13 protein-coding genes are annotated in these 16,543 nt (G+C 67.6%); 8 read left to right on the forward strand and 5 right to left on the reverse strand.

Annotation, left to right across the window (positions count from 1 at the left end):
• Nucleotides 1–27 precede the first annotated feature (27 nt).
• Nucleotides 28–1,710, reverse strand: a complete 1,683-nt coding sequence (locus AB0L82_RS16470) for a penicillin-binding transpeptidase domain-containing protein (RefSeq protein ID WP_364637930.1) — start codon at nucleotides 1,708–1,710, stop codon at nucleotides 28–30.
• Between the two features lie 274 nt (nucleotides 1,711–1,984).
• On the opposite strand from AB0L82_RS16470, the gene AB0L82_RS16475 reads away from it, so the two are divergent.
• Nucleotides 1,985–3,883, forward strand: coding sequence for a DUF6301 family protein (locus AB0L82_RS16475; RefSeq protein ID WP_364636589.1), 1,899 nt, complete (start codon nucleotides 1,985–1,987; stop codon nucleotides 3,881–3,883).
• A 26-nt stretch (nucleotides 3,884–3,909) separates the two neighbouring features.
• Nucleotides 3,910–4,557, forward strand: coding sequence for a class I SAM-dependent methyltransferase (locus AB0L82_RS16480; RefSeq protein ID WP_364636591.1), 648 nt, complete (start codon nucleotides 3,910–3,912; stop codon nucleotides 4,555–4,557).
• On the opposite strand, the gene AB0L82_RS16485 is transcribed toward AB0L82_RS16480, so the two are convergent.
• Entirely contained in the window at nucleotides 4,547–4,969 is a 423-nt protein-coding gene (locus tag AB0L82_RS16485) for a helix-turn-helix domain-containing protein (RefSeq protein WP_364636593.1), read from the reverse strand. The genes AB0L82_RS16480 and AB0L82_RS16485 overlap by 11 nt on opposite strands.
• 66 nt (nucleotides 4,970–5,035) lie before the next feature.
• On the opposite strand from AB0L82_RS16485, the gene AB0L82_RS16490 reads away from it, so the two are divergent.
• The 3 genes from AB0L82_RS16490 (at nucleotide 5,036) to AB0L82_RS16500 (ending at nucleotide 9,155) form a co-directional block, all read left to right on the forward strand.
• Nucleotides 5,036–5,941, forward strand: coding sequence for an NADP-dependent oxidoreductase (locus AB0L82_RS16490; RefSeq protein ID WP_364636595.1), 906 nt, complete (start codon nucleotides 5,036–5,038; stop codon nucleotides 5,939–5,941).
• Between the two features lie 80 nt (nucleotides 5,942–6,021).
• The gene (locus AB0L82_RS16495) at nucleotides 6,022–7,557 is read left to right on the forward strand and encodes an FAD-binding protein (protein ID WP_364636597.1); all 1,536 of its coding nucleotides are present in this window, start codon (nucleotides 6,022–6,024) and stop codon (nucleotides 7,555–7,557) included.
• Between the two features lie 14 nt (nucleotides 7,558–7,571).
• Complete coding sequence (locus AB0L82_RS16500; RefSeq protein ID WP_364636599.1) at nucleotides 7,572–9,155, forward strand: NAD(P)/FAD-dependent oxidoreductase; 1,584 nt, start codon at nucleotides 7,572–7,574, stop codon at nucleotides 9,153–9,155.
• A gap of 16 nt (nucleotides 9,156–9,171) precedes the next feature.
• On the opposite strand, the gene AB0L82_RS16505 is transcribed toward AB0L82_RS16500, so the two are convergent.
• On the reverse strand, nucleotides 9,172–10,077 hold the full coding sequence (locus tag AB0L82_RS16505; RefSeq protein WP_364636601.1) for a LysR family transcriptional regulator: 906 nt from the start codon (nucleotides 10,075–10,077) through the stop codon (nucleotides 9,172–9,174).
• A 61-nt stretch (nucleotides 10,078–10,138) separates the two neighbouring features.
• Between AB0L82_RS16505 and AB0L82_RS16510 the strand changes: the two genes are divergently transcribed.
• Nucleotides 10,139–10,744 carry a flavodoxin family protein gene (locus AB0L82_RS16510; protein ID WP_364636603.1) on the forward strand — a complete coding sequence of 202 codons (606 nt, stop codon included), beginning with the start codon at nucleotides 10,139–10,141 and terminating at the stop codon, nucleotides 10,742–10,744.
• On the opposite strand, the gene AB0L82_RS16515 is transcribed toward AB0L82_RS16510, so the two are convergent.
• Entirely contained in the window at nucleotides 10,739–11,659 is a 921-nt protein-coding gene (locus AB0L82_RS16515) for a LysR family transcriptional regulator (RefSeq protein WP_364636605.1), read from the reverse strand. The two genes, AB0L82_RS16510 and AB0L82_RS16515, sit on opposite strands and share 6 nt — an antisense overlap.
• A gap of 233 nt (nucleotides 11,660–11,892) precedes the next feature.
• On the opposite strand from AB0L82_RS16515, the gene AB0L82_RS16520 reads away from it, so the two are divergent.
• Nucleotides 11,893–13,371, forward strand: coding sequence for a threonine/serine exporter family protein (locus tag AB0L82_RS16520; RefSeq protein WP_364636607.1), 1,479 nt, complete (start codon nucleotides 11,893–11,895; stop codon nucleotides 13,369–13,371).
• On the opposite strand, the gene AB0L82_RS16525 is transcribed toward AB0L82_RS16520, so the two are convergent.
• On the reverse strand, nucleotides 13,348–13,974 hold the full coding sequence (locus AB0L82_RS16525) for a GDSL-type esterase/lipase family protein (protein ID WP_364636609.1): 627 nt from the start codon (nucleotides 13,972–13,974) through the stop codon (nucleotides 13,348–13,350). The two genes, AB0L82_RS16520 and AB0L82_RS16525, sit on opposite strands and share 24 nt — an antisense overlap.
• 196 nt (nucleotides 13,975–14,170) lie before the next feature.
• On the opposite strand from AB0L82_RS16525, the gene AB0L82_RS16530 reads away from it, so the two are divergent.
• Entirely contained in the window at nucleotides 14,171–16,540 is a 2,370-nt protein-coding gene (locus tag AB0L82_RS16530) for a flippase-like domain-containing protein (RefSeq protein ID WP_364636611.1), read from the forward strand.
• The last annotated feature ends 3 nt before the right edge of the window (nucleotides 16,541–16,543 follow it).

The following is a 16,543-nucleotide window of genomic DNA, read 5'->3' on the forward strand; positions in this document are numbered from 1 at the left end:
TACGGCTACCGTTTATGCAGCTAGCGGTCAGTGCGCGCGCAACATCCGGCCCGCCGCGTCGACCGCCGGAGTTGATGATCCGGCGTCATTGATGAATACCGCGAACGCGAGATCGCCGGAGATTCCGACGAACCAGCCGTGCGCGTGTTTGTCGTCGATGAATTCGGCGGTTCCGGTCTTGCCGAGCAGTCCGGGGATGTCCGCCAACTGGGTGGCGGTGCCGGAGGTGACGGTCTCGCGCATCATGGTTTTGATCTGGTCCGCGATGCCCGCGGGCAGTGGTGCGGCGGCGTGGTCGGGGGTGCCGGGACGGCCTTGCACCAGCACCGGATTCGGCGGCGATCCGTGTGCGAGCGCGGCGGCGACCAATGCCATGCCGAAGGGGGTGGCGGTGACCTTGCCCTGTCCGATGCCCTCTTCCACGCGCAGCGCGGAGGTGTCGGCGACGGGCACCTTGCCGGTGACGGTGGTCAGCGCGGGTGTCACATAGTCGATGCCGAGGCCCAATTGGTTGGCGGCGTTGGTGAGTCCGTCGGGCGGCAGGTTCACCGCGAGCCGTCCCATGGTGGTGTTGCAGGACTTGGCGAAGGCCGTGTGCAGCGGCACGCTGCCGAGGTCGAAGTTGTTGTCGTTGGGGATCTGCCGTCCTTCGATGTTCTCGGTGCCCGGGCAGGGCAGCACGGTGTCGGGGGTGACGGCGCCCGATTGCAGTGCGGCCGAGACGGTCACCGTTTTGAAGGTGGAGCCGGGCGGGTAGAGCCCGGTGAGTCCGATCGGTCCCTGTGCGTCGGCGGGCGCGTTCTGCGCGATGGCGAGCACATCGCCGGTGGACGGTCGCAGTGCCACGATGGTCGCGGCCTGCGGGATCGGGGCGAGCGCGCCTTCGGCGGCGCGCAGTAGCGCCGGGTCCAGGGTGGTGCGAATGTCATTGACCGGCTTGGCGTCCTGTCCGCCGACCCGCTGTGTCCCGTCGGTCCCCCGTGCCCGGACCGCCCAGCCCGCGGCGGCGTCGTTCTCCTGCTGCCAGAGGTCGCTGAGCCCGGACCAGGACGGTGAGGTGAGGGCCTTGTCGGTGGTCAGCAGCCGATTCTGCGGTGCCAGTGTGACATTCGGCAGTGCGGCCAGCGCATCCTGAATCGGCGCGATATCGGCCGCGCGCAGCGTGACGGCCGTGATCGATTTGCCCTGCGCACCTGCGAGTTCGGTATTCAGCGAGGCCGCGGTGATATCGGCGGCCACCGGTTGCAGCAGCGCCGCGACGGCCGCGGTGTCCACCCCGGGTGACAGGTTCACGAGGGTGACGACCTGCTGTGTCATGAATTCCGCGCCGGTGCTGTCGAGTATGCGCGCGGCGGGCGCGGGATCCACGGCGCTGTAGGACAGCGGCCCGATATCCAGCCCGGGTGCGACGGTGGCCGGATTCCAGTGGATCTTCCACCCGTCGCTCGTATCGTCGAGCTGTCCGTTGGTGGTGTACGTCCACGTGTTGTGGCCGTCTTTTCCGAGTTTCCAGGTGCCGGTGAGGGTGAAAGTTCCGCCCCCGTCGGTCTTCTCGACGTTGCCGACCTGGAATTTCACATCCTTGCCGAGTGCGTCGTAGAGCCCGGTGAGGGTGCCGGTGGCCTTTTTGCCGTCGGTGGTGGCGGCCGCCGCGGCGGTGACATCGTCGCGGCTGAGCGCATCGGCGAACCCGCCGGCCGCGTCCTGCATGTGGTCGGCGGTCTTATCGCCGGAGCAGGCGGTCAGTGCGAGGCCGGTTGCGACGACCATTCCGAACAGTCTGGTTCCGGTGCGCATTGGCCCGACGGTACCTGCCGATCGTGCGGTGAGCACGGACCCTGCCAACGTATTTCGTGAGTTCGGGGTAACTCCCGGGGTACCCCCGGAACTTTCGTCGCACCTAACCGCTGCACGCGAATGGGACCGTTGAGTTTCTTAGTCCGGCGCCAAAGTCTCGGGGAGGCGGAACAGCTACTGTCGCCACGTGGGTTTCGAGGTTCGGGTGGACAGTGCGGGCGCTATCGAGATCGTCCGGGCCGCGGTGCGGTTCGTCTGGGGCTGGGATGCCACCGATGTCCGGAGTTTCGCGCGCCGGGTGGGGTGGGATACCCCGGAGCCGGTGGGCACCATGCGCCGCGGCGCGGTGTTCTCCCGGACCGGCCTGAATATCTGGTGGGATTCGGCCATGTTCTGGGGCAGTGGTCGGCGGCTCCAGTATGTGCGGGTGCCGGTCTCGGACTGTCCCGCGACCGCGCATCGGGATCTGCTCGATGACGCGCTGGCCCGGGTGCGCGCCGCGTTCGCCGAGGTGTGGGGTGAGCCCGAATCGGGTGTGGGACCGGATGAGGGACCGTCCTGGGTGTTCCCGAATCTGCTGGTGGGCTTGACGATCGGCCCGGAAACCGTGGATCTGATGCTGGTGAATCCGCTCGATCAGCGCTTCTGGATGGATAAGCGGCATGACGGCGCGCGCAGGCGTGCGGGCCTGGGCGGCTGGGGCCGCTTCACCGAGGATCTGGCCGAATATCTGGAGTCGCTGACCACCGACGCGCGCATGGTGGTGACCGCGCCCGGCGGTCGCTATGTGCAATTCGCGGTGGAGCCGGGTGAGTTCACCAGTGAGCTCAGCCGCAGCGAATTCATCGATCCCACTTGGCGATACGGCGTCGAGGTGGACGATCAGCTGATGGCGCAGGGCTGGAAGCCCTCCGAGGACGCGAACTGGTGGCGCACCCTGCCGCGCAATGCCGGGCGTACCGCCGTCAGTCATTTCGCGGCCGATACCGTGCAGGCGCTGCGCATTCTGAAGGTGCGCGCGGTGACGGATCTGGTGGCCGACGCCTGGGTGGAGGGCGGTGAGGACCTCGATGTCACCCTGCTCGGCATTCCGCCGCACGCGACCGCGCGCACGCAGCGCGCGGAATTCCTGCGCAGCAACGCCCCGTACGGTTTCGATATCGGCCCGTTGCGCGTGGATGTGCCCGGCGGTATCGAAATAGCGCGTGCCGCAAAGGATTTCGATTGGTCTTGGTCGCGCGCCGATATCGCCGCGTTCACCGAGCGCCTGGGCTGGCGGCTGGAGGGCGACCCCGGTCCGTCGGATCGCGTGGTGCACGCGAAAACCGAACTGCGGATCGATCATTCGCGCGCACGCTACTGCTACGGCGGCGACCGCCTGGAGGCGGTGTGCATCACCCTGAGCGACAGCATCGAATCCCAGCTGTACGAGGAGGGTCCGCCCGCCGAGGTACGAGACCAGTTGACGGCGGCGGTGACTCGCGCGGTGGAGGGTCTGCGCGCGGAATTGGGCGCACCCGTGCACGGCACGCTCCGGCATGCGCACGGCCCGGTGTGGGCATCGAAGAATCTGGTCATAGGCATTGTGCCGGATGAGAATACGGTCGAGCTGTACCTGGTGAATCCGGCCGAACGCGGCCGCCAGTTGATCATCGAACAGCAGCAGACCGCCCGCCGCGCCGCCGAACGCGAATGGCGGCAGTTCTTCGACGATCTCGCGGTGGTGGTCGCGGAGCTGCCGGAGAACGCCGAGGCCACCGTCGATGCCGGTGATCGCGGTACCGCGCATTTCCACCGCGACGCGGACGGTCTGCGGGTGAGCCTGGACGCCGAGGCCGGGCTGGGCCTGCATCCGCGCATCACCGGCCTGATGCGCGCGAACGGCTGGCAGCGCCCCGAGGCGGCGCGCCCGGTATGGCGGTGTGGCCTCTATCGCCCCGCGCTGTACCGCGATTTCCGGCATTTCGTGGAGTTCGCGCTGTGGCCGCTGCGCACCCGCATGGGCCCGTACACGGTATTGCGGGTGCGGTCGGGCACGGAAGATCACGATCTGCGCACCCCGTCGACGGGGGCTACCGGCTTCTGACCGTGCGCGGCCATAGAGTTTGAGCCATGACCACCGAGATCGACGATGTCCGGGTTACCAGAGAAAGCTATGACGAGGTAGCGGAGCTGTACACGAACACTTTCCGGGAAGGCATCGAGGAGAATCCCTTCGATCGGGCCATGCTGGATATGTTCGCCGCCTCGGTGCGCGCCGCCGATGCCGAGCCGGGGTTGATCGCGGATCTGGGCTGCGGGCCGGGCCGAGCCGCACGCTATCTGGATGTGCTGGGGCTCAATGTCTTCGGCCTGGACCTATCCCCCGAGATGATCGCCCGCGCGCAATCCGCGCTGCCGCATCTGCGGTTCGAGATCGGTTCCATGGAGAACCTGGATCTCACCGATGCGTCGCTGAGCGGAATCGTGGCCTGGTACTCCATCATTCACACTCCGCCGCACCGAATCCCGGCGCTGCTGGGCGAATTCGCGCGCGTGCTGCGCCCGGGCGGTCACGCCCTGTTCGGTTTCCAGGCCGCCGATGATTCGCGCGGCATCCAGGAGTACGACCACAAGGTCACCACGTCCTACCGCTGGGCTCCCGATACGCTCGCCGCGACCCTGGAGGAACTCGGTTTCACCGTGACCGCGCGCATGTCCCGGATCGCCCGCGAGGATGAGCGCACCCCGCAGGGCTATCTGCTGGCCGTCAAGAACTGATCGGTTCCACCGGGCGCGCCGCGCGTTCGTCGAATTCGGCTCGGGCGCTGGTGATTTCGTCCACGTGCGCCAGCGCCCACTGCCCCATGGCATGCGTGAGCCGCCCGAGGTCGGCCCCGATCGGGGTGAGCGAGTATTCGACCCGCGGCGGCACGGTGGGGTAGACCGCGCGGCGCACGAGTCCATCGCGTTCCAGATCGCGCAGGGTGCGGGTGAGCACCTTCTGGGTGATGCCGTCGAGGCGGCGGCGCAGTTCGTTGAAGCGGATCGGGCCGTCGCCGGCGCGCAGTACGCCCAGCACCAGCAGTACCCATTTGTCGGCCAGCACCGCCAGCACATCGCGCGCCGGACAGCGTTTGAGGTAGTCCTCCACCAGGTTGGTGGATTCTTCCAGGTCGAAGACGGTATCCATCAGGTACCTCGGGATCTATTTAGTGCCTTCTTCCCAGAAGATACTACCGGCCGAAGAATCGTCACCATGAAAGCGATCAGTCAGAATACAGTCGGCGGACCGGAAGTACTGGAGACCGTGGAGATCGAACGGCCTGCTCCCGGTGCGGGTGAGGTCCTGGTGCGCGTTGCCGCCACCTCGGTGAACGCGGCGGACTGGAAGCTCCGCAACGGCAGCATCGACGCGCTGGGTCCGCCGCCGTTCACACTGGGTTTCGACGTATCCGGTACGGTCGCCGAAATCGGTTCCAGGGTAACCGATTTCGGTATCGGCGATGAGGTTTTCGGTATGGCGCTGAGCCGTTCGGGCACCTACGCCGAATATGTGGTCACCCCGGCCGACTACCTCGCGCCCAAGCCCGCGACCCTGACGCACACCGCCGCCGCGGCACTGCCGACCGCGGTGCTCACCGCATGGCAGGCCTTGACGAAAATCGCACCGGGACAACGCGTATTGATCCACGCGGCCGCCGGTGGCGTCGGGCATCTGGCGGTGCAGATCGCGAAACATCATGGCGCGTACGTGATCGGCACGGCCCGGGCCGCGAATCACGAGTTCCTGCGGTCGCTCGGCGCGGATGAGGTGATCGACTACCGGACAGTCGATTTCACCACGGTGACGCCGCCGGTGGATGTGGTGTTCGACCTCGTCGGCGGTGAGTACGGTGACCGGTCACTGTCCATCCTGACCCCGGAGGGTCGTCTCATCGACGCCCAGCGCGACGGGGTGCTCGACGATCCGCGATTCCACCGGCACTACGTCGCCCCCTCCGGCGCGGATCTGCGCGCGCTCACGCCCCTGCTCGAACAGGGCGCGCTGCGCGGTGCGGTCGAGCGCGTCATGTCCCTGGCCGATGCCGCCGAGGCGCATCGGCTCAGTGAATCCGGGCGGGTGCGCGGCAAGATCGTGCTGCTGCCCTGGGCCGCCGCCTGATTCCTGGCCATCGGGACATTCCTGTGCGAGGCTCGCGGCCGCGCCCTACCGTCGGGCGTAGGCGAGAACAGGGAGTTGTGGTGACGTACTGGGACAATGAGGTCGATGTGATGGTCGCCGGTTCGGGCGGCGGCCTGGCCGGGGCGTATACGGCGGCGCGTGAGGGACTGACGGTGCTGCTGGTGGAGGCCACCGAGAAATTCGGCGGCACCACCTCGTATTCGGGTGGCGGCGGTGTGTGGTTCCCGTGCAATCCGGTACTCCAGCGCGAGGGCGTGGATGACACGCTCGAGGACGCGCTCACCTACTACCGGGCCGTGGTCGGCGATCGCACACCCGCCGAATTGCAGGAAGCGTATGTGCGCGGCGGCGCGAAGGTGATCGAGTATCTGGAGAGCGATGAGAGCATCGCGTTCCAGATGTTCCCGTGGCCGGACTACTACGGCAAGGCGCCCAAGGCACGGCTCGACGGTAAGCGGCATATCGTCCCCAAGCCGCTGGCCGCCAAGAAGCTCGGTGAGCTGAGCGCGTCCATTCGCGGACCGCTGGGCACCGACCGCAATGGCGAACCGCAGCCGGACTATCTGATCGGCGGGCGTGCACTGGTCGGCCGGTTCCTGCTGGCAATGGCCAAGTACCCCAACGCTTCCCTGCGTTTGAACACCGCGCTGGTGGAGCTGGTCGTCGAGGACGGCGCGGTGGTCGGCGCGATCGTCGAACAGGACGGGGAGCGCACCGCGATCCGCACCCGCAAGGGAGTCCTGTTGGCGGCGGGCGGTTTCGAGGGCAATGACGAACTTCGGCAGCGCTTCGGTGTACCCGGTGTCGCGCGAGACACCATGGGGCCGTGGGGAAATGTCGGTAAGGCGCATGAGGCCGGTATCGCGGCGGGCGCGGACACCGATCTGATGGATCAGGCATGGTGGTCGCCCGGCCTGATCCACCCGGACGGACGGGCCGCGTTCGCGCTCTGGTTCACCGGCGGTGTGTTCGTGAATCAGAGCGGCGAACGGTTCGTGAACGAATCCGCGCCGTACGACCGGCTGGGCCGGGACATCATCGAGGCGATGGACGCCGGAACGGTGACACTGCCGTTCTGGATGATCTACGACGACGCCGATGCGGGCATCCCGCCCATCAAGGCCAGCAATGTGCCGATGGTCGAGCGCGAGAGGTACGTCGAGGCCGGACTCTGGCACACCGCCGACACGCTGGAGGAACTGGCCGCGAAGATCGGCGTGCCGAGTGACGCGCTGGCGGCCACGGTCGCCCGCTTCAACGAACAGGCCGCCGCCGGGACGGACCCGGACTTCGGCCGCGGCGACGAGGCGTACGACCGCGCCTTCTCCAACGGCGAATCCCCCCTGGCCCCGATCGTGAAGGGCCCGTTCCACGCCGCCGCCTTCGGCATCTCGGACCTGGGCACCAAGGGCGGCCTGCGCACCGACACCGTCGGCCGCGTACTCACCGCCGACGACACCCCCATCCCCGGCCTCTACGCGGCGGGCAACACCATGGCCGCCCCCAGCGGCACCACCTACCCGGGCGGCGGCAACCCGATCGGCGCATCGGTCCTGTTCAGCCACCTCGCGGCACTGGATATGGCAAGCCGTTGACCTAGAGTCGATTCATGAGCGACGAGACGGCTCCGGGATTCCCCGCGCACGGACGGTACGACGTGGTGGTGGTCGGTGGCGGCCACAATGGACTGGTCGCGGCGGCGTATCTGGCGCGGGCCGGGCGGTCCGTGGCGGTGCTGGAGCGACAGGAACACACCGGCGGGGCGGCCGTCTCGTCGCGGGTGTTTCCGGGCGTGGACGCACGGCTGTCCCGGTATTCGTATCTGGTGAGCCTGTTGCCGGAGCAGATCGTGCGAGAACTGGGGCTGCGCTTCGAGACTCGTAAGCGGCGCATTTCCTCGTATACGCCGGTGGGTTCGGGTGGGCTGCTGGTGGACAACGGGTCCGAGGCGCAGACCCGGGAGAGCTTCGTTCGAGTCACCGGCTCGGACAGGGACTTCCGGTCCTGGCAGGACTTCTACGCCCGCACCGGGGCGCTCGCCCAGCGCGTGTTCCCGACCCTGACTCGACCGCTGCCCACCCGCGACGAAATGCGCGGCACCGTGGACGATTCCGCGCTCTGGGAGTCGATTTTCGAACGGCCGCTGGGTGACTGGGTGGAACGCGAATTCGCCGACGACACCGTGCGCGGCGTGGTGCTCACCGATGCGCTGATCGGCACCTTCACCCATGCCCATGATCCGTCGCTGCTCCAGAACCGATGCTTCCTCTATCACGTGATCGGCGGCGGCACCGGCGACTGGGATGTGCCGGTCGGCGGAATGGGCGCGCTGACCGACGCGCTCGCGACGGCCGTACGTACCGCAGGGGCCGAGATCATCACCGGTTGCGCCGTGACCGGTATCGAAACCGATGGCGGCACAGCGGAAGTGGCTTTCACCTCGGGTGACGGCAAGGCGGGCGTGGTCGCCGCCCGGCAGGTGCTGGTGAACGCCGCCCCTTATGAACTCGCGAAACTGCTCGGCGAATCCGCCGAACGTCCCGAGGGCGCGCAGCTCAAAATCAATATGCTGCTGCGCCGCCTGCCGAAACTCCGCGATACCGCTGTCGATCCGGCCGATGCCTTCGCGGGCACCTTCCATATCGCCGAATCGAGTTCCCAACTCGCCCAGGCATATCGGGAGGCTGCTGCCGGACAGCTCCCCTCCGCCCCGCCCGCGGAAATCTACTGCCACACCCTGACCGACCCCTCGATCCTGTCACCGGAATTGCGCGCCCAGGGCGCACACACCCTCACCCTCTTCGGTTTGCACACCCCCGCAAGGCTTTTCGCCGACGATCCGGAGGGCGCGAAGGCCCGCCTGGTCGACGCCACCCTGGCCCAGCTCGATGCGGTCCTGGCCGAACCACTGCGCGACTGCCTGGCCCTGGACGGCGACGGCAAGCCCTGCCTGGAAGCGAAATCCCCGGTCGACCTGGAACGCGATATCGGTCTCCCCGGCGGCCACATCTTCCACCGCGACCTCGAATTCCCCTATCTCCCGGCCGATTCCGGTGACTCCCCCGCCGCGCGCTGGGGCGTCGCCACCGCCCATCCCAACATCCTGCTCTGCGGCGCGGGCGCGATCCGCGGCGGCGGCGTGAGCGGCATAGGCGGCCACAACGCCGCGATGGCAGCCCTGGAAACCACCTAGCCCTACCTCCCCCGCGTTACCTATCCTGCCCAGCGCCACATACCTCGACGCAGCAGCGGATGAAATCGCTGACCAGCGGCGGAGTCTCGGCTGAGGCGGGCCAGGCGACCGCGACGCGGCTCGGGCCGATGCCGCGCACCGGCCGATACACGATGCCGGGGCGCGGGTAGTAGCGCGCCGACGAGGCCGGGGTGAAACTGAGCCCGAAGCCGTTGGCGATGGCGGTGAGCCATTCATCGGTATTGCGGGCGATGGCCCCGATGACCGCGGTACTGGCGGGCCGGGCGTCCGCGCCGATCCAGAAGTCGCGCCACCAGCCGTTTTCCGGTGGTGAGGCGACGAACGGCTCATCCCAGATCTCCCGGAATTCGATGTCCGGCGATGCGGCGAGCGGATGGTCCGCGGGCAGCGCGAGCCAGCGCGGTTCGGTGAACAGTTCCCGTACCCGGAAGCGATCGTCACCGGGGAACGGCAGTCGCACCAGTGCGGCGTCCACATCCCCGTCGGCGAGTCCGGCGCTGGGATCGGTCCAGCCGACCTGTCGCATATCCACCCGCCAGTCCGGATGCGCACGCCGGAACGCCGCCACGATGGCCGGCGTGAATTCGTTTGCGGCACTGGCGATGAACCCGACCCGCAGCACCTTCCCGGCCCGGCTGGCATCGCTCTTGGTGGCGCGCAGCATGCGATCCCAGCCGGCCAGCAGTTCCGGTGCGTGCTCGGCGAATACCCGCCCGGGTTCGGTGAGCGTCATTCCCGTGCGCGATCGGGTGAAAAGCGCTACGCCGAGCTGGTTTTCGAGTTGTCTGATCTGTTTGGTGAGCGCGGGCTGGGATACGTAGAGCCGTTGGGCGGCCCGGGTGAGGTGGCCCTCTTCCGCGACAGCGACGAAGTAGCGCAGCAGCCGCGTATCGATGTCCATTCCATCAGGTTATGAATGCGGGTATTGGACGCCGAATTCGCCCCCGGCCAGGCTGAAAATCATGAACATCAGCGAAATCAACAGCCCGGTACACCTTGTCGTCGCCTATCACTCGGGGTGGGGACATACCGAGGTACTCGCCGAGGCGGTGACGGACGGTGCGCGCACGGCGGGCGCGGCCACCGGGCTGGTACCGGTGGACCGGATCACCGATCCGGACTGGTCGGCGCTGGACGAGGCCGATGCCATCGTCTTCGGTAGCCCCACCTACCTGGGCGATGTGTCGGCCGGGTTCAAAACCTTCGCCGAGGCCACCTCGCGGCGCTGTTCCGAGGGCCGCTGGCGGGATAAGGTCGCGGCGGGTTTCACCAATTCCGGGGCGATGAGCGGTGACAAACTGCATGCGCTCGTCTCGCTGTCGATATTCGCCGCACAGCATCACATGCACTGGGTGAATCTGGGTATGACCGCGGGCTGGAATTCCACCGTCGCGAGTCCGGAGGATTCGAATCGCCTGGGTTTCTGGCTCGGTGCGGGCGCGCAGACGAATGTCGATCTGCCGCCGAATGCCATGTCCGAGTCCGATATTCGCACCTGCGCCCAGCTGGGCGAGCGGGTCGCGCGGGTGACGGCGCAATTGCGCGTGGGTCAGGCCGCGCTGCTATGAGGTGCGGCGGCCGTCGCCGGCCTGATGCCCCATGATGTCGGTGCAGCACCGAATGAAGTACCGCACAATGGGATCCGCTTCGGAGGCGTCCGGCCACACCAGTGCGACCCGGGTCTGCGCGATGCCGTGCACGGGCCGGAACACCACGCCCGCATGGGCATTGGCGGCGGCGGTGGAGGCGGGGGTGAAGCTGACGCCGTACCCGTTGGCGATGGCGCGCAGCCATTCGTCGGTGCTGCGGGCGATGGCGCCGATGATGGCGGTATCGGCGGGTCTGGCGTCCAGGCCCATCCAATAGTCGCGCCACCAGCCGGTTTCCGCGGGTGAGGCGACATAGGGCTCATCCCAGAGTTCGCGGAAGGCGATGTCCTCGCGTTCGGCGAGCGGATGGTTGTCGGGCAGCGCGATCCAGCGCGGTTCGGTGAACAGTTCGCGCACGTAGTAGCCGTCCTGACCCGGGAAGGGTAGTCGCAGCAGCGCCACGTCCACATCGCCCTCGTCGAGTCCGGCGGTGGGGTCGATCCAGCCGCCCTGGTGGATGTCGACCTGCCAGTCCGGGTGCAGCCGGTGGAAGACCCGGATGATTTCCGGGATGTGCCCGTCGGCGGCGCTGTGCACGCAGCCCAGGCGCAGTACGCGTGCGGCGCGGCTGGCATCGCTCTTGGTGTCGCGCAGGATGTGGTCCCAGGCGCCGAGCAGTCCCGGAACCCGGTCGGCCAGGACCTTTCCGGCGGCGGTCAGGGTCCAGCCGGCGCGGGAGCGGATGAACAGTTCCACGCCGAGCTGCTGTTCGAGCTGTTTGATCTGGGTGGCGAGGGCCGGTTGGGCGACATGCAGGCGCTGCGCCGCCAGCGGCAGGGACTCGGTGTCCGCGACCGCCAGGAAGTAACGCAGCAGTCGCGTGTCGATATCCATGCACTCAGGTTATGGACGCTGCAACCGGTAGGCATACCCCGGCTTTGTAGGCCGGGACGGGATTGACGGTTCTGTCACACCGCCAATGCTCGCAGACGAGTCGTTCCAGGCGAACCGGATTACCCAAGGTGGATGTCGCGGCGAAACCCCGCACGCCACCGACCAGTCGGTTAGTTGCGCGCTAGGGTGAATTTGCCAGAAAGTTGCCGACTCGTACGGGCGGAAGGAGGCGCATGGATTCGGACACCCCCGACCACCCGCAACCCGAAAATCATCAACCCCAGCACCGCATCGCTCCGGCCCCGCGCCCCAGCAGCGGCCGCCTCTACGGGGCCACCCGCCGCGCGGCCGGTTCCATGGACCGCTGGCTGCGCCGGGTCAGCGCCAGTGCGCCCGAGGTGCCCGCCGAGGACGCCCCCGAACCCGAAGAGCCGCCCGTCTCGGCGGATCTGCTGGATCTGCTGCGGCATATGGGCGTCGCGCTCATCGCCTCGGGCGAGACGACCAATCAGGTGCAGCGCATTCTCGACGATCTGGCCCGCCGCTACGACGCCGATGAAGTGCACTTCTTCGTACTGCCCACCGGAATCTTCGTGCGCGTACATGATTCGCGCGGTTCGGCCGTCGATCTGCTGGACGCGTCGGTGGACACACTGCGGCTGGATCAGATCGCCGCGCTGTACAAGCTGATCGATCAGATCAAGAACAGGGTGCCGCCGCCCACCATGGGCACCGCCGCCCTCGCGGCGATCCTGCGCTCACCGCCGCCGACCGCGGTGTGGCTCATGCTGCTCGGCAATGTGGTGCTCACCCTCGGCCTGGGCCTGATGCTCAATCCGACCGCCAATGCTTTGCTCGGCTATATCGTGATCGGCCTGGTGGTGCAGCTGCTGATCATGCTCGCGGACCGGATGCCCCTGCTGTCCCTGGGTTTGCCGGTGGTCGCGGGCGGCGCGGTCACCATGCTGGCCTTCGGTTTTCCGCACGCACTGGGCGGCGGCAATCCGCAGCAGCTGCTGGTGCCGGGCGTCTCGGCGCTGCTGCCGGGCGCCACGCTCACCAACGGTTCCATCGAATTGGCCACCGGATCGATGGTGGCGGGCGCGAGTCGCACCATCTACGGCCTGAACAAATTGTTCCTGCTGGCGTTCGGGGTTTTCATCGGCTTACAGCTGCTGGGCCCGAATCATCCGAATCCGCCCGAGCAGATGCATCAATTGGGTTGGTGGGCGCCGATTCTCGGTGTGCTGCTGATCGGGTTCGGGCATTCCTGGCGGTCCAGCGCACCGCCGAAATCGCTGCCCTGGCTGCTGGTGGTGCTGTACGCGGCGTTCGCGGCGCAGAAGCTCGGCGTGCAGATCGGCGGCGGTCTGCTGGGTTCGTTCCTGGGCGGCATGGTGGCGGTGCCCGCGGCATATCTGGTGCAGCGCAATCGGAACGCCCCGCCCACCCAGGTGACGTTCCTGCCCGCGTTCTGGATGCTGGTGCCCGGCGGTATCGGCCTCACCGGGGTCTCGCAGCTGGTGGCCGAATCCAATGCGAACGGCCTGCACGTGCTGGTGACGACCACATTGACCGTCGCCGCCATCGCGCTGGGCGTGCTGGTCGGTTCCGGTATCGCGGCCAAGCGGCCGCCGCAGATCACGCCGGTGGTGGATCAACTGCTCGGCCCGGATACCGGGCGGCATTCAGCGAACCGTCGGAAGTCCTGAGCCCGGATCGGCCAGCCACAGCAGCCAGTGCGGTGCGAGCAGTGCCGCGAATTCGTCATAGCCGGTGGCGTCGGGGTGGTAGCCGTCGCGCGCGGCGACCTCGCGCATCCAGATCGGATTGTCCCGCAGTGGTTGGTGCGCACGCAGATACCGCGCGTCGAGGGCGTCGCAGATATCGGCGAAGCTGTCATCCAGAGCCAGCAGGCGCCGATTGTGATCCTCGTCCACATTCGGCGGCGGCGCGATCACCATTGTCTGCCAGCCTTTTTCCCGGGTTCCGCGCAGGATGGCGGTGAGGTTGTCCGCCGAGACCTCGGGATCGACTCGGGGACGGCCGTTCTCGTACTGCGAATCGTTGACGCCGGTGGAGATGACCACCCGGCAGTCCGCCCCGGCGGGTAGTCGCGGGGTGCATTCGGCAGCCCAGCGCGCCCGCAATTCGGTACTGGTCTCCCGGCGAATTCCCAGGTTGTAATAGTTGAGCGGCTGTCCGGCCGCGGTGGCGCGCACCGCGAGGCGGCCCGCCCAGCCCAGGTGTTTTCGGTCGCCTATGCCCGCTACGAAGGATTCGCCGAGAAAACACACGCGCAGATCGGGCACCACGCGTCGATCCTCGCACGGGTCCACGACGACCCCGCGCCGAACCTATTAAGCAGGAATAACCGCGACGACGCGTTCGGCGTGGCGGCGGGGTCGTCCCGCTGGGGCCCCGCGACGGGTTACGGTAACCGGGCACCAACCGCCCCGAGCCGACCATGGGACCGCAGTCGTTCCCACGATCCGAAAGCGCCCATAGGACATGCGAGTCGACGGACGGGAAATTCCTGTCTCCGGCAGCCTGCTGCAGCCGCGGATCCGGCGGACCAGCGACATTCTGCGCGTCGTGCTGTCCGCGCTACTGACCGCTGTCGTCATCACCGGCTCACTCATCACGCGGCCGCAGTGGGTGGCGCTGGAGCGTTCGGTGTCCGAGATCGTCGGATTCCTCACGCCGGAGCAGTCCAATCTGGTCTACATCCTGTACGGCATCGCGATTCTGGCGTTGCCGTTCGCGATTCTGGTGCGCCTGGTCTGGGGCGGGCAGTGGAAACTGCTGGGCGGCTTCCTGTCCGCGGGCCTGATCGCACTGCTGCTGTTCTCCATCACCGGCACCGGTTTCACGCCGCCGAAGTGGCATCTGTCCGAGGCCGAACAGCTCAATACCTTCCTGTCCCAGTTCCTGGACGATCCGCGCTGGATCGCGATGCTGGCGGCCACCCTCACCGTGGCCAGCCCGTGGCTGCCCCCGCGCTGGCGGCGCTGGTGGTGGACGCTGCTGCTGGCGTTCGTGCCCATCCACCTGGTGGTGTCGCTGGTGGTGCCCGCCCGCGCCATGCTGGGGCTGGCGGTGGGCTGGCTGGTGGGCACGGTGATCGTGCTGGTGGTCGGCACACCCGCGCTGGAGGTGCCGCTGGACGCGGCCGTGCGGGTGCTGGCGCAGCGCGGTTTCAAGGTGACGGCCTTCCAGGTGGTGCGCCCGGCCGGGCGCGGGCCGCTGGTGCTCTCGGCCAAGACCGAGGGCGATCCGATCACCGTCGAGATGTACGGGCAGAATCAGCGCAGCCGCAGTGCGCTGCGACAGTTGCGGCGCTGGTTGACGATTCGGGCCAGCGAGTATCCGACCCTGTTCGCGTCCATGCGGCGCGCGGTCGAACATCGCGCGCTGATGGGCATCGCCATCGGGGATCTGGGCCTGGGCAGCAATAGACCGCTGACCGTCGCCGCCCTCGATCGCGGCTGGATGATGTACGCGCACACCGTGCCCGGCGGTAAACCGCTCTCGGCCGCCGACGGCGAGGAGATGCTCGCCAAGGTATGGCAGGCGCTGCACACGCTGCACGACGCCCAGATCTCGCACGGGGATCTGCGCGCCGAGGATATTCGGATCATCGACGGGCAGGTGCGTTTCGGCGGTTTCATGACCTCGGAATTCGGCACCTACGAGGTGCGCTTCCAATCCGATGTGGCGCAGCTGCTACTGACCTCGGCCGCGCTGTTCGGCGTCGAGACCGCGGTGCGCACGGCCATCGAATACATGGGCGCGCAGCGGGTGCTGACCTCGTCCCGGCGGCTCACCAGAACCGCCATCCCCGAACAGGTTCGCAACGCGGTGCCCGATGCCGGGGATCTGATGAAGCACACCCGCGACGAGGTGGCCAAGCAGACCGATCAGGACAAGATCGAGGCGGCGCGCATCACCCGGTTCTCCCGGAACCAGTTCATCCAGCTCGTTCTGCTCATCGGCCTGGTGTACGTTGCGTACCCGTACATCAGCGCCGTGCCGACGTTCTTCTCCGAACTGCGCTACGCCAACTGGTGGTGGGCGCTGCTGGGCCTGGCGGTATCGGCGCTGACCTATCTCGGTGCGGCAATGGCGTTGTGGGCGTGCGCTTCCGAAGAGGTGAACTTCAAGAATCTGCTGTTCATGCAGGTGGCCAATACCTTCGCCGCGACCACCACCCCCGCGGGCGTGGGCGGTCTGGCGTTGAGCGTGCGATTCCTGCAGAAGAGCGGACTGGGCGCGGTGCGCGCGACCGCGTCGGTGGCGCTGCAGCAGACCATTCAGGTGGTGACGCACCTGATCCTGCTGCTGTTCTTCAGTGTGGCGGCGGGGGTTTCGACGAACCTATCGCATTTCGTGCCCAGTGCGACGGTGCTGTATTTCGTGGCGGGCGCACTGCTGGGCCTGCTCGGTGTGACCATGTTCGTGCCCAAGATCCGGCGCTGGCTGCTCAATGAGGTGCGGCCGCAACTCGCGGACGTCCTGGCGCAACTCAAGGATCTGTCGCGTCGTCCGGGTCGGCTGGCGATGATCGTCGCCGGTTGCGCCACCACCACGCTCGGTATGGCGCTCGCGCTCTGGGCGAGTATCGAAGCCTTCGGCGGCAGTACGACTTTCGTGACCGTCACGATCGTGACGATGATCGGTGGCACGCTGGCCTCGGCCGCGCCCACACCCGGCGGCGTGGGCGCGGTGGAAGCCGCGCTGATCGGTGGTCTGGCGGCGTTCGGAGTGGCGGCGACCATCGCGGTCCCCGCCGTCCTGCTCTACCGAGTGCTCACCTGCTGGCTCCCGGTGTTCTGTGGCTGGCCGATCATGCGCTGGCTCACCAAGAACGACATGATCTGAAAC

It is taken from the genome of Nocardia sp. NPDC052001 (assembly GCF_040680615.1).
Lineage (GTDB): Bacteria > Actinomycetota > Actinomycetes > Mycobacteriales > Mycobacteriaceae > Nocardia.